The sequence below is a fragment of the Amycolatopsis decaplanina DSM 44594 genome (assembly GCF_000342005.1).
Taxonomy (GTDB): Bacteria; Actinomycetota; Actinomycetes; order Mycobacteriales; family Pseudonocardiaceae; genus Amycolatopsis; species Amycolatopsis decaplanina.
Map to the genome: position 1 here is coordinate 298,701 of NZ_AOHO01000071.1, position 18,989 is coordinate 317,689.

General features: G+C 68.0%; 22 protein-coding genes. 9 read left to right on the forward strand and 13 right to left on the reverse strand.

Annotated elements, in window-relative coordinates; genetic code table 11:
* Positions 1 to 537 precede the first annotated feature (537 nt).
* Positions 538 to 1,170, forward strand: a complete 633-nt coding sequence (locus tag H074_RS29685) for a GAP family protein (protein WP_007033772.1) — start codon at positions 538 to 540, stop codon at positions 1,168 to 1,170.
* 340 nt (positions 1,171 to 1,510) lie between these two features.
* On the opposite strand, the gene H074_RS29690 is transcribed toward H074_RS29685, so the two are convergent.
* The gene (locus H074_RS29690; RefSeq protein WP_007033773.1) at positions 1,511 to 1,969 is read right to left on the reverse strand and encodes a DUF7144 family membrane protein; all 459 of its coding nucleotides are present in this window, start codon (positions 1,967 to 1,969) and stop codon (positions 1,511 to 1,513) included.
* Positions 1,966 to 2,499 carry a DUF1269 domain-containing protein gene (locus H074_RS29695; protein ID WP_007033774.1) on the reverse strand — a complete coding sequence of 178 codons (534 nt, stop codon included), beginning with the start codon at positions 2,497 to 2,499 and terminating at the stop codon, positions 1,966 to 1,968. Before H074_RS29695 ends, H074_RS29690 begins: the two co-directional genes overlap by 4 nt.
* A 193-nt stretch (positions 2,500 to 2,692) precedes the next feature.
* Between H074_RS29695 and H074_RS41160 the strand changes: the two genes are divergently transcribed.
* Positions 2,693 to 2,938, forward strand: a complete 246-nt coding sequence (locus H074_RS41160; RefSeq protein WP_007033775.1) for a trehalase-like domain-containing protein — start codon at positions 2,693 to 2,695, stop codon at positions 2,936 to 2,938.
* A gap of 17 nt (positions 2,939 to 2,955) precedes the next feature.
* A complete protein-coding gene (locus H074_RS42130; protein WP_268744780.1) occupies positions 2,956 to 3,084 on the forward strand; it encodes a hypothetical protein in 129 nt (42 codons plus the stop codon).
* A 336-nt stretch (positions 3,085 to 3,420) separates the two neighbouring features.
* Here H074_RS42130 and H074_RS29705 read toward each other — a convergent pair whose 3' ends face one another.
* The 3 genes from H074_RS29705 to H074_RS29715 are packed head-to-tail and all read right to left on the reverse strand — an operon-like array spanning position 3,421 to position 5,311.
* The gene (locus tag H074_RS29705) at positions 3,421 to 3,852 is read right to left on the reverse strand and encodes a CBS domain-containing protein (RefSeq protein ID WP_007033776.1); all 432 of its coding nucleotides are present in this window, start codon (positions 3,850 to 3,852) and stop codon (positions 3,421 to 3,423) included.
* A 47-nt stretch (positions 3,853 to 3,899) separates the two neighbouring features.
* Entirely contained in the window at positions 3,900 to 4,382 is a 483-nt protein-coding gene (locus H074_RS29710) for a hypothetical protein (RefSeq protein ID WP_007033777.1), read from the reverse strand.
* Entirely contained in the window at positions 4,379 to 5,311 is a 933-nt protein-coding gene (locus H074_RS29715) for a neutral zinc metallopeptidase (protein WP_007033778.1), read from the reverse strand. The genes H074_RS29710 and H074_RS29715 overlap by 4 nt, the downstream gene beginning before the upstream one ends.
* A 106-nt stretch (positions 5,312 to 5,417) precedes the next feature.
* On the opposite strand from H074_RS29715, the gene H074_RS29720 reads away from it, so the two are divergent.
* Positions 5,418 to 7,427: a prolyl oligopeptidase family serine peptidase gene (locus tag H074_RS29720; protein ID WP_007033779.1), complete on the forward strand. Its 2,010-nt coding sequence runs from the start codon at positions 5,418 to 5,420 to the stop codon at positions 7,425 to 7,427.
* A gap of 62 nt (positions 7,428 to 7,489) precedes the next feature.
* Here H074_RS29720 and H074_RS29725 read toward each other — a convergent pair whose 3' ends face one another.
* Both H074_RS29725 and H074_RS29730 read right to left on the reverse strand, forming a co-directional pair.
* Positions 7,490 to 7,804, reverse strand: a complete 315-nt coding sequence (locus H074_RS29725) for a DMT family transporter (protein WP_007033780.1) — start codon at positions 7,802 to 7,804, stop codon at positions 7,490 to 7,492.
* Positions 7,804 to 8,460 (reverse strand): FMN-dependent NADH-azoreductase, encoded by a 657-nt coding sequence (locus H074_RS29730; RefSeq protein WP_007033781.1) that lies wholly within the window; start codon positions 8,458 to 8,460, stop codon positions 7,804 to 7,806. Before H074_RS29730 ends, H074_RS29725 begins: the two co-directional genes overlap by 1 nt.
* A 93-nt stretch (positions 8,461 to 8,553) precedes the next feature.
* Here H074_RS29730 and H074_RS29735 point away from each other — a divergent pair, with 93 nt between their 5' ends.
* A complete protein-coding gene (locus H074_RS29735; protein ID WP_007033782.1) occupies positions 8,554 to 9,141 on the forward strand; it encodes a TetR/AcrR family transcriptional regulator in 588 nt (195 codons plus the stop codon).
* Here the strand turns inward: H074_RS29735 and H074_RS29740 are convergent, their stop codons facing one another.
* Positions 9,142 to 9,540, reverse strand: coding sequence for an SRPBCC family protein (locus H074_RS29740; protein ID WP_007033783.1), 399 nt, complete (start codon positions 9,538 to 9,540; stop codon positions 9,142 to 9,144).
* Positions 9,541 to 9,595: 55 nt separating this feature from the next.
* Here H074_RS29740 and H074_RS29745 point away from each other — a divergent pair, with 55 nt between their 5' ends.
* Genes H074_RS29745 through H074_RS29755 form a run of 3 tightly spaced genes read left to right on the forward strand, consistent with a single transcriptional unit; the run spans position 9,596 to position 11,659 of the window.
* The gene (locus H074_RS29745) at positions 9,596 to 10,195 is read left to right on the forward strand and encodes a CGNR zinc finger domain-containing protein (protein WP_007033784.1); all 600 of its coding nucleotides are present in this window, start codon (positions 9,596 to 9,598) and stop codon (positions 10,193 to 10,195) included.
* Between the two features lie 18 nt (positions 10,196 to 10,213).
* Positions 10,214 to 11,263, forward strand: a complete 1,050-nt coding sequence (locus H074_RS29750) for a DUF2293 domain-containing protein (protein ID WP_007033785.1) — start codon at positions 10,214 to 10,216, stop codon at positions 11,261 to 11,263.
* Positions 11,264 to 11,302: 39 nt separating this feature from the next.
* Entirely contained in the window at positions 11,303 to 11,659 is a 357-nt protein-coding gene (locus H074_RS29755; protein WP_007033786.1) for a DoxX family protein, read from the forward strand.
* Here H074_RS29755 and H074_RS29760 read toward each other — a convergent pair.
* The 4 genes from H074_RS29760 to H074_RS41720 form a co-directional block, all read right to left on the reverse strand.
* Positions 11,647 to 12,309 carry a hypothetical protein gene (locus tag H074_RS29760; protein ID WP_007033787.1) on the reverse strand — a complete coding sequence of 221 codons (663 nt, stop codon included), beginning with the start codon at positions 12,307 to 12,309 and terminating at the stop codon, positions 11,647 to 11,649. The genes H074_RS29755 and H074_RS29760 overlap by 13 nt on opposite strands.
* 80 nt (positions 12,310 to 12,389) lie before the next feature.
* On the reverse strand, positions 12,390 to 15,206 hold the full coding sequence (locus H074_RS29765; RefSeq protein ID WP_007033788.1) for a vitamin B12-dependent ribonucleotide reductase: 2,817 nt from the start codon (positions 15,204 to 15,206) through the stop codon (positions 12,390 to 12,392).
* A gap of 34 nt (positions 15,207 to 15,240) precedes the next feature.
* Positions 15,241 to 15,729, reverse strand: a complete 489-nt coding sequence (nrdR, locus tag H074_RS29770; protein WP_034311932.1) for a transcriptional regulator NrdR — start codon at positions 15,727 to 15,729, stop codon at positions 15,241 to 15,243.
* Between the two features lie 302 nt (positions 15,730 to 16,031).
* Positions 16,032 to 16,526 carry a LysM peptidoglycan-binding domain-containing protein gene (locus H074_RS41720; RefSeq protein ID WP_039923626.1) on the reverse strand — a complete coding sequence of 165 codons (495 nt, stop codon included), beginning with the start codon at positions 16,524 to 16,526 and terminating at the stop codon, positions 16,032 to 16,034.
* Between the two features lie 319 nt (positions 16,527 to 16,845).
* On the opposite strand from H074_RS41720, the gene lexA reads away from it, so the two are divergent.
* Complete coding sequence (lexA, locus tag H074_RS29780; protein WP_039923627.1) at positions 16,846 to 17,562, forward strand: transcriptional repressor LexA; 717 nt, start codon at positions 16,846 to 16,848, stop codon at positions 17,560 to 17,562.
* A 191-nt stretch (positions 17,563 to 17,753) separates the two neighbouring features.
* On the opposite strand, the gene H074_RS29785 is transcribed toward lexA, so the two are convergent.
* On the reverse strand, positions 17,754 to 18,767 hold the full coding sequence (locus H074_RS29785) for an SdiA-regulated/phytase-like domain-containing protein (protein WP_007033791.1): 1,014 nt from the start codon (positions 18,765 to 18,767) through the stop codon (positions 17,754 to 17,756).
* Between the last annotated feature and the right edge of the window lie 222 nt (positions 18,768 to 18,989).

The following is an 18,989-nucleotide window of genomic DNA, read 5'->3' on the forward strand; positions in this document are numbered from 1 at the left end:
CGCTCTGGACCGAAGATGCGGCGTAGTGCTCACCGATCGTCTCCCTTCGATTCCCCAGAACTGGCGGGGAAACCGATCTTGCTCACCCCGCGCGGTGGCCACCTCCTCCCTGGAGGGTGAGTCGGGACCGTCGGCGCGGCCCCTCGTGGCCGCAGGGTGGCCGCCGCTAAGATCAATTTCTCGCATTGAGTGACAGGACCGAGAACTCGTTTTCACCCGCCACGAAGGAGGAGCTCAGTGTCTCAAGGGCGCATTCTGGAGTTCGCGGGCCACGGAGCCTACCCCCTGACCAGGGCTCCGGCGTCCGTGACGCGGTACCGGGACGCAGCTCACGTTGGCCCGCGGGAGCTGGGCGTGTCGGGGCGTCGGAGGGCGTGGCAAGCGGGCCCGAGGTGACGCGTAGACGAACTCCGCCCGGTACCGCATCCTGACTCCCGGCGGTGAGCCGCCGTGCGCGCGTTGCCCGTCTCCGTCAAGAAAACCATTGGCGGGCAACGGATTAGTTGTCGAAGGGCGGCCTCGGACGGGAGTCACGGAATGACGGACGACTCGCTCACTGTGCTCCCGCTCGCGATCACCATGATGGCCGGACCGCAGTTCGTGTCCGCGTTGATCCTGATCACGACGGCGCGCGCGGTGCCGACGTCGCTCGCGTTCGTGGCGGGTGTCGCGACGGCCGCCACGACCGGGACCGCGCTCACGACCTGGCTCGCGGGACTCCTGCCGCCCGATCCCCTCGTCTCCGATTCGGACGGCTCCCTGTACACGCTCATCCAGTACGTTCTGGTCGCCATCCTGGTGGGGATCGCGATCTGGAATTGGACGCACCGCGAGACCGCGGAACCACCGAAGTGGCTGGGATCGCTCATGTCCGCGGGCCCCGGCCGCGGTTTCCGCACCGGATTCCTGCTCATCGCGTTCTTCCCGTCGGATGTGGTCGTCATGTGCGTGGTCGGCCTCAACCTCGCCCGCAGCGGAGCGGGTTTCAGCGCGGCGATCCCGTTCCTCCTGACCACCACTCTGATCGCCGCGCTGCCGCTGTTGGCTTATCTCCTCTTCCGGCGGCGCGCCGCGCGGGTCATGCCGGAGATCCGCGACTGGACGAACGACCACGGCTGGCTGCTGAACATCGTGGCGTCCCTGTTCTTCGTCGTGCTCATCCTGTTCTGACCCTCGGCCCGTGTGGTCCGAGAGCACCCAAGCCCGGAACACCAGCGCGACGAACGCCGCTGATTGGTCACGAACGAAAGCAGGCCCGCGAAGTCGCGCAGCGCTTCGGCCGTCCGCGGCCGCTCTCCCACGATCCCAGGCGACCGACACGATCATCGCCAGACAGGAGGCGATGATTATCCAGTAAACGAACACCACGAGCGCCGCCGTCGCTGCCCGGCGAGGAAAGCCGAGGCTTCGTAACCGGCCGTGCCCGGGCTGAGCGTGATCACGATGACGATCGCGGCCGTGCCGAGCAGGACGGCGGGTGCTCGCGGTATTCGAAGTGTGGGCCGGTCTGTCACCACGCCCCGCGACTCGGGGCTTCGTCACCGTGGACGATGACCGCCCAGATGACCGTCACGCACAGGGCTATCACGATCGTCGACCACAGCGGATGCGCCGCGAGGAACACCAGATGGGTCAACGCGTTCCCGGCTGCGAAAAGCACAGCGACCACCCTCGCCCAGATGGCACCCGTAAGGAGGGCACCGCCGGCGATCGCCACCAGCACACCACCCACCAGATGGGCCCACGCCCAGCCGGTCAGGTCAAGGACGAGCGTGTACTCAGGACCCGCGATGTAGTAGCCGCCCTGGACCAGGGCCACGATTCCCACGATGGCGTCGAACGTGCCGAGGATGACCATGATCACGCAGGCGAAGACGATCCAACCGGCCCAGATCGGCCGTAGCCCGGACCGGTGCCCTCCCTGGCCGCGGTCGGTGAGATCGGGATCGGCGTTCCACTGCTGACTCATTTCGACCCCGTTCCCGGTTCTTCGGCGGTCTGGAATTCCTTTTCCGTCGTGAAGGTTTCGCGCAGCGCCTTCTCCTGTTCGGGGGTCAGGTTCGTGAAGATCAGCTCTGGCCTTTCCTGGCCGGCGAAAGCGTCTCGTACTTTGTCGATGACGGCTCCCGAGCTGAGCAGGAACAGGGCCGACGTACCTTCGGTGATCTCTCCCCTGATCTGCCGGATCAGGTCGTCGTCGATGCCGTAATCCGACGCCAATCCGCCGAGGGTTCCCGCCGTGGCGCCGACCGCCGCGCCGAGCAGCGGCACGAGGAAGATCAGGCCGAAGAGCATTCCCCAGAACGCGCCGGTCAGCGCGCCGTGGCCGGCCAGATTGCGTTGCTGGCGGAGTTTCGGCTTGGAGGCGCCTTTCGGCCACGAGACCGTCGCGGCGTCGTGTACCGAAATGAGCTGTCTCTTCGCCAGGCTCTTCACCGTCTCCGCCGCGTGGTCCGCGCCATCGGCTGAGTTGAACATCCAGATGGTCAACGTGTCCACGTCTCACCGTCCCTTCTGAAAGTTGCTGATACGACCATGGCCATCGCACAGTGACGCCGGGAGCGCTCACATCACCCGAGACGGATGAGCGTCAGTCGGCCTCTCGGCCGGGAACTCATCCGCCCGAGGTGATGCCCGGTTCTCCGGGAACGGGTTAGCTCGGTCGAAAGCCCTGTCCGGCAAGGAGCTGCCTGTGGACCGACCATCGGTCATCGCCGACGATGGGTTGATCGGGGACTCGCGGACCGCCGCGTTGGTGAGTACCGACGGCGCGATCGACTGGTTCCGCTGCCCCCGGTTCGATTCTCCGAGCGTGTTCGCCACGCTCCTGGATCCCGGTGGCGGCCACTGCCGGCTACTGCCGAGTCAGTCCCGTCGGAGAGCCGTACACGTCATGCGCCCGGTGTCCGAACCGCACGCGACCCCGACCACCGGCTGATCCGGATGATCCGCTGCGTGCGCGGACGCATCGAGTTCTCTGTGGACGTCGTCCCGCGCCTCGCCTACGCGCGTCGGACGCACACCACCACCACCGTCACCGTCGACGGCACGCTGTCCGACAGCGGACAGTCCACCTTGGCTTGAGGGGTAAGACACAGAAAGTCCGTGAAGGCCTCCTTCCCTACCCTGAAAGTAGGGAAGGAGGCCTTCACGGACACGCCACCTTTGCCCTGCCGCTGCACGCACCTCGATGTCGTCGAAGGCGGCGTCTACGGCTCGGTCACCTTGGAAACCGGGCAGGTCCGCGGTTTCGTGTTCGAATCGGACAGCCGGAAACCGCGTGGTACACGCGATCGTGCGGGTAAGTCCCTTTGGAACGGCACTGAGCAGTGATCGCGGAGGATTCGGGACGCTGAACGACCCATTCCTTCATCCGTCCCTTCGCGACCCCGCCTTACCACTCATCAGACCGAGCGCGGTTCAGCCCTGGGAGATGTAGGCCTCCAGCTGTTCCTGGCTCTTCTCCAGCTGTTCCATCCGGGTCTTCACGACGTCGCCGATGCTCACGATCCCCGCGAGCCTGCCGTCCACCACGACCGGGACGTGCCGGATGCGGCGTTCGGTCATCAGGATCGACAGCTGGTCCACCGAATCCTCGGGTGTGCAGCTCGCGACCATCTTCGTCATGATCGCGGACACCGATCCGTCGAGCAGCTGGGGCCCGCGCTCGTTGAGCCGGCGCACCACGTCCCGTTCGGAGACGATCCCGACGATCCCACCCTCGGCGTCGACGACCACCAAGGCGCCGACGTTGTGCTCCGCGAGTCTCTCGAGCAGTTCGGTGACGTTCGTCTCCGGCGAGACGGTCGCGACGGCCGCCCCCTTGTTCCGCAACAGATCGGAAATCCGCATACGCGCTCCTCCCGGGTGGGTGACCTGAGTCACTCCAGGTTATGGCTTCACCGCCGTGCGCGAAAGTCCGGAGAGTCCGGTTCGATACCGAGCCTGGTCGCGAGCGCGTCGTACGCCTGGATGATCCCGGTGCCGTACGGGTCGTCGCCGAGCGCGCCGAGTGTGCCCCGGCCGAGCTCCCACTGGGCCTTCGCGGCCTCGTGGTCACCCAGTTTGCGGTAATCCTCGGCGAGGTTCAGGTGCAGCGACGGATAGAACCCGCGCACGGCCAGAGTCGCGTGATACTCCTTGGCACGCTCGTCGGTGAGCGAATCGGCCGCCGCGAGCGCGCGGAGATCCCAGGCGAGTTCGTCGGCCGGGGCGTCGCAGACGTCGGCCATGTAGTGCGCGAGCGCGCACCGGTGCAGCGGGTCGCCTTCCTCGCCGATCCGTTCCCACAGCGCCGCGAACTTCTCGCGCGCACCGGCGCGGTCACCGGAGATGTGCATCTGGAGGCCGGCGTTGATCTCGGCCATCACGTCGTCGGTCATTTGACGTCGGCCGCCGGGGCCGCCCAGGTGTTGCACGCCGACGTCGTCTTCCCGGAGAACCCGGCCTTCGCCCATTTCAGCTGGTTACGACGGCTGCCGTGGGTGTCGCTGTCGTCGGCACGGCCGTAGTCGTCGAGAGCGGCGTTGGCCAGCGACTTGCTGATCGAACCGCGGCCGGAGGCGGCCGCGAGGGCGAGCGCGCCGAAGCAGTTCGCCTGCAGTTCGATGCGGCGGACCAGTTCCTTGTCGGCCGGTGAGTCCTCGTCCGGGGACGACATCTTCTCCGCGGCCGCCGACAGGATCCCGCTGGAGCGCTGGATGTGATGCCCGTATTCGTGGGCCATCGTCGCGAGGTGGCGGGACCGTTCGAGGCCCGCGTCGCCCAGCATCCACTGGGTCGGCGCGTAGATCGTGGTGTCGCCGCCGCAGTAGTAGGCGACGGCCTCGTTCTCGCTCGGTGCCTTCCCGCAGGCGCTGGTCTCGGGCAGCGTCACCTGCACGGTCGCCGTCAACGCGGGCTCGTTCGCCTGGTCCAAGGCGGGTTTCCAGGCTTCGGCGAGACACGACACGAAGGTCTTGTAGTACGTCTCCAATTTCGCGGGCTCGCGGCTGATCGCGGGCAGCCGGCAGGTGACCGCGCCGAGCGTGACCCCTTCGGCCAGCAGCGGGTTCGTCTCCAGTTCCCGCACCTCCTTGGGCGCGGGTTTCGCGTTCCCGGCGGGCGCCTTGGCCCCTTCCGAGGTGTACACACCGGACGCCGGGAGGGCCTGACCGTCGATCTTCCGCGGTCCGCCCGCCATCGCCATCCCGGTGGTGGTCAGCGCGGCGACGATGAGCAGACCGACCACGGCGGCCCCCGTGTTGCGGGGGCTTTCGGGACGAGGCGGCGAAGGCGTGAACGGTCTGGGTACCTCGTCGGTGCCGGTCATGGTGTCCCCCCAACGTGCGAGCCCACAGCATACGGAGCGGGGGCAGGTCAGGCGAAGAACGGGCACCTGGTGGCGCCAGGACCGAGGCCCCGGCGAGACTGTGAGCATGAGTGACGAGGACCCGTACCTGTGGCTGGAAGACGTGACCGGCGAAGAAGCGCTGGACTGGGTGCGAGCCCGCAACGCCGAGGCTCTGGCGGAACTGGCAGGCGGCGAGCGGTTCGCCGGGATCCGTGACGAGGTCCGCGAGGTCCTCGACGCCGACGACCGGATCCCGTACGTCCGGCGCCGCGGCGAATACCTGTACAACTTCTGGCAGGACTCGGCCAACCCCCGGGGCCTGTGGCGCCGCACCACCCTGGAGCAGTACCGGCTCGACACGCCGGAGTGGGAACTCCTGCTCGACGTCGACGCGCTGGCCGAGACCGACGGCGAGAACTGGGTGTGGCAGGGCGCGGCCGTCCTCCGGCCGGGTTATCACCGCGCGCTGGTCGAACTGTCGCGGGGCGGCGCCGACGCGACCGTGGTCCGCGAGTTCGACCTCGACGAGCGCCGTTTCGTCGAAGACGGGTTCTTCGTGCCCGAGGCCAAGACCAGGATCGGCTGGATCGACCGCGACCGGGTCTACATCGGCACCGATTTCGGACCGGGGACGCTGACCAGTTCGGGCTATCCGAGGCTGGCGAAGGAATGGCGGCGGGGCACCCCGCTCGAAGAGGCGACGGTGGTCTTCGAGGGCAAGCCGGACGACGTCTCGGTGTCCGCCCACCACGATCCGACCGAGGGCTGGGAACGTGACTTCGTCTACCGGTCGATCGACTTCTACCGCACGGAAAGGTACGTCCGGACGGCCGCCGGTCTCGAACGCATCGAGGTCCCCGAAGACGCGCAGACGTCGTCGCACCGCGAGTGGCTGCTGATCCGGCTTCGCTGGGACTGGACCATCGAAGGCAGGACGTATCCCTCCGGCACTCTGCTCGCGTCCGGGTTCGACGCGTTCATGGCGGGTGAGCGCACCTTCACGACCCTCTTCACGCCGGACGCGCACACGTCGCTGGAGTACTGGGCGTGGACGCACAACCACCTGTTGCTCTCGACCCTGTCCGACGTCCGGACGGAACTGCGCGTGCTCACGCCGTCCGAAGGCTGGACATCCCGGCCGCTCGCGGGCACCCCGGAACTGGGCACGGCGCAGATCACCGGCACCGACCCCGACGTCAGCGACGAGTACCTGCTCGACTCCAGCGGCTACACCCAGCCGTCTACGCTGAGCTACGGGCATGTCGGAGGCGACGTCGAGGTTCTCAAGCGTGCTCCCTCGTTCTTCGACAGCGAGGGCATGACGGTCTCGCAGTACTTCGCGACCTCCGAAGACGGCACGAAGATCCCGTACTTCGTCGTACGCCCCTCCGGCGCCGAAGGCGGGCCGACACTGCTGACCGGCTACGGCGGCTTCGAGGTCTCACTGACCCCCAGCTACAGCGGCGTCATCGGCCGCGGCTGGCTCTCGCGCGGTGGCACCTACGTCGTCGCGAACATCCGCGGCGGCGGCGAGTACGGGCCGGACTGGCACACCTCGGTGACCAAGGCCAAGCGGTACAAGGTTTACGAGGACTTCTCGGCCGTCGCCGCCGACCTCGTCGAACGCGGCATCAGCGAGCCCGCACGCCTCGGCATCCAGGGCGGCAGCAACGGCGGGCTGCTGATGGGTGTCATGCTCACGCGCTACCCGCATCTGTTCGGCGCGATCGTGAGCCAGGTGCCGCTGCTCGACATGAAGCGGTACCACAAGCTCCTCGCGGGCGCGTCGTGGATGGCCGAGTACGGCGATCCCGACGACCCGGCGGAATGGGACTTCATCGGCAAGTACTCGCCGTACCAGAACGTCCGCGGTGAAGGCGAGTACCCGCCGGTCCTGTTCGTCACGTCCACCAGGGACGATCGCGTGCATCCCGCGCACGCACGCAAGATGGTCGCGCGGATGCTGGAGCAGGGGCACGACGTGCGCTATCACGAGAACATCGAGGGCGGGCACGGCGCCGCGGCCGACAACGAGCAGCTGGCGTTCAAATGGGCGCTGATGCTCGAATTCCTGTGGGAGAAGCTCTCCTCCTGACCCGTCATGAGGGGTCCACATAGGACACTTTTCGTCCCAGGGGGCCCCTCATGACACTCGGCTCACTCCGCCACCTTCGCCAGCACCACCCCTCCCACGATCAGCGCCATCGCGGCGAACCGGCCGAAGCCGACCGGGTCCTTGTGGATCACGATGCCGAAGACGATCGCGCCGACCGCGCCGATGCCGGTGAACACGGCGTACGCGGTCCCCACCGGAATCGAGTCCATCGCCTTGGACAGCAGATAGACCGCGGCGACGCCCAGCACGAAGCACAGCACGGTCGGCCAGAACCGGGTGAAGTTATCCGTCGGCTTGATGCTCTGCGACCAGGCGACCTCGACGACTCCCGCCAGGAGCAGGATTCCCCAGCCCATCAGACTTCCCTTCCGGCCGAAGCCAGCTTTTCGACGCCCAGGAGTGCCTGTTCCCGCGACGCGATCCGGTCGGGGTCGCGCGGGCTCAGCCGCGGGTCGACGAGAGCGTTCGTGAGCTCGGCGTTCAAGAACGTGACGTCGTGGACGTCGTAATGCCCGGCGAAGAAGTCGCGCAGGTAGCGCTCGTGATGGTCGACCGGCTCCCGCGGCGTGCCGGGCAGGTAAGTGCCGCCACGCGCTCCCGCGACCACGAAAGCCTTGCCCGCCAAGGACATCTTCGGGAACGTCACCTGGTCGATCCACAGCTTGAGCGTCGCGGGGATCGAGAAGTTGTACATCGGCGCCCCGATCAGCACGACGTCGGCGGCGAGCAGTTCGGCCAGCAGCGGCTCGATGACCGCCCAGGCCTCGCGCTGCTCCGGCGTCTTCACCACCGAGGCGTAGCCGGCCGGATCGGTGATCCCGGCCTGGAGGAGGGCGTCGCAGATCTCGGTCCATGCCTGGCCGATCGGCGGCACCGGATCGGCGGCCACGTCGCGGTAGGTGTAGCCCGCGCCAGGGTTCGCGGCACGCCAGACCTCGGCGAAACGAGCACTCAGCTCGCGGGAGAACGACGCGCTGCGGGCACTGGAGTCGAGGTGGAGAAGGTGGCTCATCGGGGCCTCCCGGACGATGAAGTGGACACGGCGTCCACTTGCTTCGCCGGGTACAAGTGGACGATGCGTCCGGATATTCCCTAGGCTGCGAACATGCCGACGGAAGATCTGCTCGCGAACGGCCCGGGACGGGAACGCTCGGACGCCGCCCGTAACCGCGCGAAGATCCTGAAGGCCGCCGAAGAGCTCTTCGCCGCACGTCCGGCCGCGGACGTCACCATGGAGGACATCGCCAAAGCGGCCGGTGTCGGCCGCGCGACGCTGTACCGCCGCTACCCGGACCGCTCGGCGATCGCCGTCGCCCTGCTGGACGAACACGAGCGGGAACTCCAGGAGCGGCTGCTCACCGGCCCTCCCCCGCTGGGGCCCGGCGCGCCGCCCGCCGAGCGGCTGGCCGCGTTCTACACGGCGATGATCGGATTGCTCGCCCGGCACGCGCATCTCGTCCTCGGCACCGAGGTCGGGCACTCACGGTTCACCACCGGGCCGTACCGGCTGTGGCGCACCCATGTCCGCCATCTCGCCGAGCAGGCGAACGCGAAAGATCCGGACGCGCTCGCCGACATCCTGCTGGCACCGCTCGCCGCGGAGGTGTTCCTCCATCAAACGGGCGAGCTCGGCCTGAGTGCCGAACAGATCATCGACACCCTGACCGAGCTCGCCCGCCGAGCCCTCGCCTGATCAGCCGGCGAGCCCGTCGACGACGAGCTTCATCACGGCTTGCCAGTGCTCGCGCTGCGCGGCACGCTCTTCCGGACCGGCGAGCCGCTCCTGATGGAAGACCACGACCGTCTTGCCCGGCCCGGCCGGACGGAGCCCCACCTGGACCGTGCTCTCGTGATCCCAGTCCTTCGGCCGCCAGGTGAGGCGGATCTTCTCGCGTTCGCGGTACCCGCGGACCTCGCCGACAGTGCCCTCGGCCGTCTCGTACGGCGCGCCCTTCTCCGGTTCCAGCCGCACGTCGCCCAGCCAGGCGGCCAGGCCCGGACCTGAGAGGTACTCCCAAACCTGCTCCAGCGGATACGCCACCGTCTTGGAGACGCCGATCTCCCAGCCCGCGTCCTTCGTCTTGCCGATCATCACGCCTCCGCTGTAACCGTCTTACCTGGTTTCTGAAACCGACTATAGTGGTTACATGACTCCGGGAACAAGACTGCTCGTCAACGCCCAGGGTGAGCGGTACCGGTTCGATCCGGGCAGCCTCTGCCTCGAACTCATGCTGACCGGCGGCCCCGGCCCGTACGAGCGCTACGAGATCGCGCACACGCCGTCCGACCTGGCCGTCTGGTTCACCGGCTCCCGGCTGGCGCTGACCGCTCCCCTGACCGAAGTCCGGATCCGGCCCGCCGAACTCACCGCGCTCAAGGAGCTGCGCGACACGCTCTACCGCGTCGCGCCCACCCTCGCCCGTGGCGAAGCGCCGTCGGACGACGACCTCGTCCTGCTGAACAGCGCGACCGCGGCGACCCTGCGGCCTCTCGTCGACCCGAAGACACGGCAGCTCGCCTGGGCGCCGCCCGTCACCGGGAACCAACTCCTCGGCGCCGTCGCCCGCGACGCCATCGGCCTGGTCGCGGGCGAACGGTCCGGCCGCGTCCGCGAATGTTCCGCGGACGACTGCCATCTGCTGTTCTTCGACACCTCACGCTCGGGCAACCGCCGCTGGTGCTCGATGGAGCGCTGCGGCAACCGCGCCAAGATCCGGGCCTACCGGGCCCGCACCGAAACCACGTGATCGCTAGGATTCCCGGCGATGCAGGGTGAGGCGAAACTGGAACAGCGCGTCGTGGAGACGGCGGAGAAGCTGCTGTCCAAGCGGAAATCGGTGACCGCGCTCGACATCCTGAACGGCATCGGCTGGCTACCGGACAACGTCCTCAAAGCCTGGCAGCAGGGCCGGATCCCCGTTCTGTCCGCGGCACTGCCGGTGAACGCGGAGAAACTGACCTTCGCGCTCGGTGCCCTGCAACGCTGGGTCGCGGCGAAAGGCCTCGAAGGGTCGGAGATCGAGCACGTCGGCGCGACCCGCGACCGGGCGGTCCTCCGGGTGACTTCCGGCGAACTCGCCGGTCTCGAACCGCTGTTCCGGACGCACTGGATCATGCCGGGGCTGTCCGCGGCCAAACGGGCACAAGTCGTCGCCCGGCAGCAGAAGGCGCCGGATCTCGTCGTCTCCGTGGCTTTGAAGGACTGGACCTGCGCCGACTGCGGCGGCACCGGCGATCTGTTGTTCCTGGAGAACGAAAAGCCGCACTGCCTCGACTGCGCCGACCTCGGTCACCTGGTCTTCCTGCCCTCCGGCGACACCGCTCTGACCCGCCGCGCGAAGAAGGCGAGCCGGCTTTCCGCGGTGGTCGTTCGCTTCAACCGGTCGCGGAAACGCAGTGAGCGGCAAGGTCTCCTGGTCGAGGACGCGGCGTTGCGCAGCGCCGAGGAACAATGCCTCGCCGACGAGGACGTCCGGGAACGACGCCGTGGCCGCGATCGCGAACGCCGCGCCCACGAGGACGTCGAGTTCACCGCCCGGTTCCACACCGCGATCACGGAGATGTTCCCCGGCTGCCCGCCGGAGCGAGCGCGCGCCATCGCCGAACACGCGGGCCTGCGCGGCAGCGGCCGGGTGGGCCGGTCCGCCGCCGGACGGGAACTGGCCGAACGAGCGGTGTTCCTCGCCGTCGTCGCCTCGATCCGGCATCTGGACACCGAGTACGACGACCTCCTGATGGCAGGCGTGGAACGGCAGGCGGCCCGCGACCGCATCCGCACCACCATCGACGCGGTGCTCGAACGCTGGCGATCCTGACCGCTGTCACGTTCCGGGCGCGGGCTTCGTCCAGGGAGGATGTTCACCGCATATCTCATCGTGGCCATCGTGACCATCGTGATCAACGCCGGGATCGCCGCCGCCGACTTCGCGCGTGCCCCGTTCGTCCTCGAGAACTCCGCCGCGGTCGACGTGCCCCCGTCCTGGATTCCGCCGTTGGCGTCGTTGAAGGCGGCGGGTGCGGCCGGGCTGCTGCTCGGTCTTCTCGGCGTGCCGTTCGTCGGGACCGCGGCGGCCATCGGGCTCGTGCTGTTCTACTTCGGCGCCGTTCTCGCCCACGTGCGCGCCCGCGTCCTCTACAACATCGCCTTCCCAGGCGGCTTCCTGGCGCTGGCGGTGGCGACCCTTGTCCTCGATCTCGCTCAGGCCAGGTAAGGACCGAAGTGCTCGGCGACGACGTCCGCGACCGCCTCGGCGTCGTCCGTACCGTCGATCCAGAGCACCCGGATGCCGAGCCCGTTCGCGGTGCGGACGGCGTCCTCGGCGACGAGCCGATCCCGCGCGATCCGATTGCGCCGCGCACGTTCGGGGTCGCTGACGCGATGCGTCGTCGCGGCGGCCCGGGGCAACACGCGAAGCTGATGCTCACGGAAGTCGTCGGTGGGCACCATCACGATCATCCGCCGCGGCGAATCCAGGAGCGGCGCGACGAGCTCCGGACGCAACCCCCAGCCCTCGGCGAGGATCGGGCGCCCGGAGACCAGCGCGCGCAGATCGTCCAGAGCCCATTCGAACCGCACCGGGAAACCGGCGATCGTGTCGGCGGCCATCTGTTCGGGCGCGGGGTCGACCCAGACGGTGTCCGGATCAGGATCCCTGATGGGCAACCCATCGCGGACGCGGCGGGCGATGCGGCGATCCTGATGGGCGCGGGCGTCGTGGAAGTCGTAGTGATAGACGGTGATGCCGTGGCGGCGTGCGAGCAGCCGGGAGACGGTGGACTTCCCCGCCCACTGGCCGCCGCAGATCCAGAGCGCTTGACCGAGGGTACCGAACGGATCGACGATTTCGCCGTCAGCGGTCACGCACTCGCCTCCTGTGTCATGAAAGGGTCGTTCAGGACATACATCGTCCTGAACGACCCTTTCATGGCACTCGCTGAAAGTCAGCTACAGCCGGAGGTCGCTCCGCACCCCTCACAGGCGTAGCACGAACCAGCGGGCCGCATCTTCGTGCCGCAGGTCATGCAGAGCGGCGCGTCGGAGGCGGTGCCGAGGTTGAGTTCGACCAGTTCCGCCGTCGAATGCGCCACCTTGGCGGGCTCCGCGGCTGAAGAATCCACAGTGGACCGAAGCGCGTCGAGGTCGACGTTCTCCGGTTCCGAGACGGGAGCGGTGCCGTAGTTCGCCTCGACCTGCGCCGAGCGTTCGTCGGCGGTGAAGATGCCGAGCTGCGAACGCTTTTCGTACGGCAGGTAGTCCAGCGCCAGCCTGCGGAACAGGTAGTCCATGACGCTGGTGGCGATGCGGATGTCCGGGTCGTCGGTCATGCCGGCGGGCTCGAAGCGCAGGTTGGAGAACTTCGAAACGTAGAACTCGAGCGGGATCCCGTGCTGCAGGCCGACGGAGATCGACATCGAGAAGGCGTCCATCACGCCGGCGAGGGTCGATCCCTGTTTGCCGAGTTTCACGAAGATCTCGCCGAGGCCGTCGTCCGGATAGGAACCGGCGTGCAGGTAGCCCTCGGCGCCGCCGACGGTGAACGACACCGTCTGGCTCGGGCGCTTCTTCGGCAGGCGCTTGCGGACCGGCCGGTACTCGACGACCTTCTCGGCCTGAGGCTCGGCCCTTTCCTTCTTGCCGGTGGACAGCGGCTGGCCGACCTTGCAGTTGTCACGGTAGATCGCGAGTGCCTTGAGGCCGTACTTCCAGCCCTGGAAGTAGATCTCCTCGACCTCTTCGACGGTCGCCGACTCCGGCATGTTGACCGTCTTGGAGATCGCGCCGGACAAGAACGGCTGCACCGCGGCCATCATCCGGACGTGCCCCATCGGCGCGATGGACCGCTCCCCCACCGCGCAGTCGAACACCTCGTAGTGCTCCTGGCGCAGGCCGGGGGCGTCGACGACGTGGCCGTGCTGGGCGATGTACTCGACGATCGCTTCGATCTGCTCGGCCTGGTAGCCGAGCGCGGCCAGGGCGCGCGGGACGGTCTGGTTGACGATCTGCATCGAACCGCCGCCGACCAGCTTCTTGAACTTGACCAGCGAGAAGTCCGGCTCGATGCCGGTCGTGTCGCAGTCCATCATGAAGCCGATGGTGCCGGTGGGGGCGAGCACCGAGGCCTGCGCGTTGCGCCAGCCGCCGGCCTCGCCGAGTTCGATGCCGCGCTTCCATTCCTGGGTCGCGAGCGCGCGGACCGCGGCGTCGTTCGAGTGGTAGGTCCGCACCAGTTCGTTGGCCGCGGCGTGCTTGCGCATGACCCGCTGGTGCGCCTCGGCGTTGCGCGCGTAGCCCTCGTACGGCCCGACGACCGCGGCGAGTTCCGCCGAACGCCGGTACGAGACTCCTGTCATCAGCGAAGTGATCGCGGCGGCGAGCGCGCGGCCGCCGTCGGAGTCGTACGCGTGCCCGAGCGCCATCAGCAGCGCGCCGAGGTTCGCGTAGCCGATGCCCAGCTGGCGGAACTTGCGAGTGGTGTCGCCGATCGCCTCGGTCGGGAAGTCGGCGAAGCAGATCGAGATGTCCATCGCGGTGATGACCAGCTCGACGGCCTTCGCGAACAGCGGCGCGTCGAAACCGCCGTCCTCGGTGGCGAACTTGAGCAGGTTCAGCGAGGCGAGGTTGCAGCTGGAGTTGTCCAGGTGCATGTACTCCGAACACGGGTTGGACGCGGTGATCCGGCCCGATTCGGGACAGGTGTGCCAGTCGTTGATCGTGTCGTCGTACTGCAGACCCGGATCGGCGCATTCCCAGGCGGCCTGCGCGATGGTGCGGAACAGCTTCTTGGCGTCGACCCGGTCGATGACCTCGCCGGTCGTCCGGGACCGCAGGCCGAAGTCGCCCTCGGTCTCGACGGCCTGCATGAACTCGTCGGAGACGCGGACCGAGTTGTTCGCGTTCTGGTACTGGACGGAGGCGATGTCCGAGCCGGAAAGGTCCATGTCGAACCCGGCGTCGCGCAGGACCTTGATCTTCTCCTCTTCGCGGGCCTTGGTCCGCACGAACTCCTCGACGTCCGGGTGATCGACGTCGAGAACGACCATCTTCGCCGCGCGCCGGGTGGCGCCCCCGGACTTGATGGTGCCCGCGGAGGCGTCGGCGCCGCGCATGAAGGAGACCGGACCGGACGCGGTGCCGCCGGAGGACAGCAGCTCACGCGAGGAACGGATGCGGGAGAGGTTCAGGCCGGCGCCGGAGCCGCCCTTGAAGATCAGGCCCTCTTCGCGATACCAGTTGAGGATCGACTCCATGGTGTCGTCAACCGAAAGGATGAAACACGCGCTGACCTGCTGCTTCGACGTCGTGCCGACGTTGAACCATACCGGCGAGTTGAAGCTGAACACCTGGTTCAGCAGCATCCAGGTCAGTTCGTGCTCGAAGACCTCGGCGTCGGCGGGGCTCGCGAAGTAGCCGTGTTCGCGACCGGCGTTGACGTAGGAGTGGACGACGCGGTCGATCAGCTGCCTCAGGCTCTGCTCGCGCTGAGGCGTGCCGACGGCGCCGCGGAAGTACTTGCTGGTGACGATGTTCGTCGCGTTGACCGACCAGAAGTCGGGGAACTCGACACCGCGCTGCTCGAAGTTGACCGTGCCGTCGCGCCAGTTCGTCATCACGACGTCCCGGTTCTCCCAGGTGACCTGGTCGTACGGGTGGACGCCCTCGGTGGTGAAGACACGGCGCACGGTGAGCCCGCCGGCCTGCTTCTTCTTCCCGCTCGTCCGCGTTGTGGCCGGGGTGCCTGTTCCCACGGTCTCGGTCATGGGTCTTTACCTCACTCCCACGCGGGAGGCGGCATCAGCCGTCTTTCGCGTCTTGATCGCTCTCGTCCGGTGTGGCAGCCATGGCCTCACGAAGGTCCGAGATCTCCTTCTCGAAGTCCTCGACCGAGGAGAAGGAGCGGTAGACACTGGCGAACCGGAGATAGGCGACGCCGTCGAGTTCGCGCAGGGGACCCAGGATCGCCAGGCCGACCTCGTGACTCGGGATCTCCGCCAGCCCCGCCGACCGGATCGACTCCTCGACCCGCTGCGCGAGCTGCTGCAGCGCGTCGTCGTCGACCGGCCTGCCCTGGCAGGCGCGGCGCACCCCCCGGACGACCTTGTCCCGGCTGAACTGCTCGGTGACCCCGGATCGTTTGACGACGGCGAGCACCATCGTCTCCGAAGTGGTGAAGCGCCGGCCGCAAGCGGCGCACGAGCGCCTCCGCCGGATCGCCTGACCCTCATCCACCTCTCGGGAGTCGACGACCCGAGAGTCCGCATGCCGGCAGAACGGGCACCTCATCCGCCGATCACCTTCCCCTCCGCGCCGGCCGGTCCCGAGTGGACGCCCGCCCCCGCCGCCACGCAACGACGGGAAAGATCGACATGTGGATCGATCTGTGGACATCCGGCGGGTGAACACCGGCCAGCTGTGGACAACTGATACCGAGTCTACCCCAAGCTATGGACCAACTACAGCCATGTAACTACTACATATAGCGGTGGAGACTAGGTCGCAGGTCGAGCGCACGCAAGCGCAACGGACGGGCTCGATCGAACACGAAAGAGGAGCTCACCCACGGCGGGTGAGAGCGGCCTTCAGGATCACCTCCCGCCTTCCGCGACCTCGGCCGCGACCGGGACCGTGAGCGGCAGTCCGGGCACGAGCACTGCGTTTTCCAGGGAGTTGAGCTCCTTGATCTTGGCCACGACCGCGCCGGTGTCACTGCCTGGCGCGAATCGCTCCGCGAGATCCGCCAGCGTCTCCCCCGCGGAAACGGACACCGTCGTGGTCCGTTCGGGCACCGCGGCGCCGGGAACACCGGCCAAAAACAGACCCAATCCGGTGATGACCCCGGTGACGAGCAAGGCCATCCCGACGAGTGACGGCCACCTGAGCGGGAGCCGCCGCGGCGCCGGGCACGCCGGGGAGACCGTGGCGACGCCCGGGCGACGGCCCGCCACGACCCGAGCCCTGGTCGGCGGGCGCAAGGGCTCGGCGCGCCTGCCCCGCACCACTCGCACGGGCCGGGTCACCCCTGCCGGAACGGGCCCGGGGGAACTGGGCCGCACCAGTCCTCGATCGGCCAGAATCGACATCGGAACCTCCTCGCAAGTCCTGCTGCACTCGCACCGGGCCGGGACCCGGCGATCAAGGTCGAACACGCGTTCTATCGAACGCCCGTGCGAATGTGTACCACCTTCCACCGACAAAAATCGAGCGACACGGCGTGTCCATCGAACAGATGTTTGAAATCGTCGTCCCGGCGGGCTAACGTCGTTGACCAGGGCGTCTGTTGCGCGGACGCCGCCGGTGCCGTGGGCGGGGAAGACCGCCCGCCACCGGCGAAGACACGCGAAGTCGGTCCGGGGAACCGGACGTACTGGGAGGCGACGCAGGAGATGAAGGAGCGAGACGGTGGCTAAGGAGAGCAAGGCGGGGAACGCGCCTAGGGGCTCGGGCAAGGTGCGCTCCTTGCCCGAGGTCTACGAGGTGGACGAGACCCTGACCGTGCGGCAGCAGCAGGTGCTCGACGTGATCAAACTGTGGGTGAGCCGGTTCGGCTACCCGCCGAGTGTGCGTGAGATCGGCGAGGCGGTCGGGCTGACCTCCACTTCGTCGGTGTCGCACCAGTTGCAGGCCCTGCAGCGCAAGGGTTATCTGCGACGCGACCCGAACCGCCCGCGCGCGGTGGGTGTGCTCGCCACGACGGACGACAATCCGATGGGCATCGAGGTCGAGCAGCCGCAGTCGGCCGCGAAGGCCGCGTACGTGCCGCTCGTCGGCCGGATCGCCGCCGGTGGGCCGGTGCTGGCCGAGCAGGCGATCGAAGACGTCTTCCCGCTGCCGAGGGAGATCGTCGGCGAGGGTGAGCTCTTCCTGCTCAGCGTCACCGGTGACTCGATGGTCGACGCGGCCATCACCGATGGCGACTGGGTCGTCGTGCGCCAGCAGCCCACGGCCGACCCGGGCGAGATCGTGGCGGCGATGATCGACGGTGAGGCGACGGTCAAGACGTTCAAGCGCAAGGACGGCCACATCTGGCTGATGCCGCACAACGAGGCGTACGAGCCCATCCCGGGTGACGACGCCACGATCCTCGGCAAGGTCGTCGCCGTGCTCCGCAGGCTGTGATTTCTTCCGCGCGCTAACGAAAACCTTTCGCAGGGCGCTGGACCGCGATTCAGTCACATCGGCGAGGACGGCGCCCTGCAAAACGTTTCCGTGGGTCTCCGGCCCAAAAGAGGGCGCGCGGCGACGAAATCTCCCGTCGCGCTGGCGCGCTCTCGGAAGACGGTCCGCCGGTCATCATCACCGCGAGGTCGTCAGGCTCGCCGTTTGCGGAGCCTACCGACCAGGAGAAAGCCGCCGATCACGACGACCGCGGCGATACCGACCTGTACGTACGGGAAGTCGGCCCCCTGGCCCGTGCCACCGGCCGCGGACGTCCCGCCCGACGTGCTGCCCTCGGATTTGGCCGCGTCCACGGCGAGTGCCGCCGCACCCTTCACCGCACGGATCTGCTCGCCGACGCCCTCCCCGCCGGACAGCAGCGTCCCGTCCGGATCGAAAGCGATCGCCTCCCCCTGTTTCTCGTTCGGCAGGGGAACGCGCACGGGTTCGCGCTGCAGAGCGCTCTTGAGGTCTCCATCGGTGACGGCGTAGAGGTAGGCGTCGGTGTAGGTACGCAACGCGACCACCGAGCCGTCGGCCATCGAGGCCGCACCGGTCACGGTCATCGAACCGATCGACCCGACGGGTCCGCCCGGTGTCGAGGTCTCCTTGATCTGCAGCGACCCCACGCTCTCCAGCGGGGTCGGCCCGGGACTGGCGAGCGGCCCTGTCGGCCGGTACACCTTCGCGTCGCCGAAGACGTCCTTGGTGATCAGGTACGGCGTGCCGGAACGGTCCATGATCAGCGCTTCGACGTCGTGCTGCCCGTCGGGATAGGTGAGCCGGTGCAGCGTCGCCTTGCCCTGCGGGGTCAGCGAGATCAGCGCGACCGTGTCCCGCCGCTTGCGGTTGTCGCCGGTGTCGGAAAGCCAGAAGGTGCCGTCCGCGGTACGGGCGAGGTCTTCGGGGTCGTACGGGTCCGTGGCGGCCGAGATGACCTTCTGGACCTTGCAGTCGCGGCCGAGGACGAAGACCTGCGTCTTGGTTCCGCCGTCGTTGAGGGCGTACAGATGTTCGCCGTCGGAGACGAGGCCGGAAAGTTCACTCAGCCGGGAGTCGCTGTTCTTGCACACCGGCTGCGGCGCCGGGACCTCCTGCGCCATGGCGGGAGCCGTCCCGCCGATGAACGCCGCCAGCACGACCGCCGCCGCGACAATCCCCCGCACATCCACCTCCGTACCGTGGAACCCCTGAAGCCCCACACTACGGAGACGTCCGGGATGGCGCGCAGTTCGGTGCGAACGCCGAGATGGGGCGGAATGTCGCGAAGGCCACTTTCAGCGACGAGCCACTCGTGAGTGGTAAGGACGGTTAGAACCGTCCTTACCACTGGTTCGAAAATCGGTCGGTGAGTGGGCAGGCGAAGGCACCCGGCGGAGCCGGGTTCG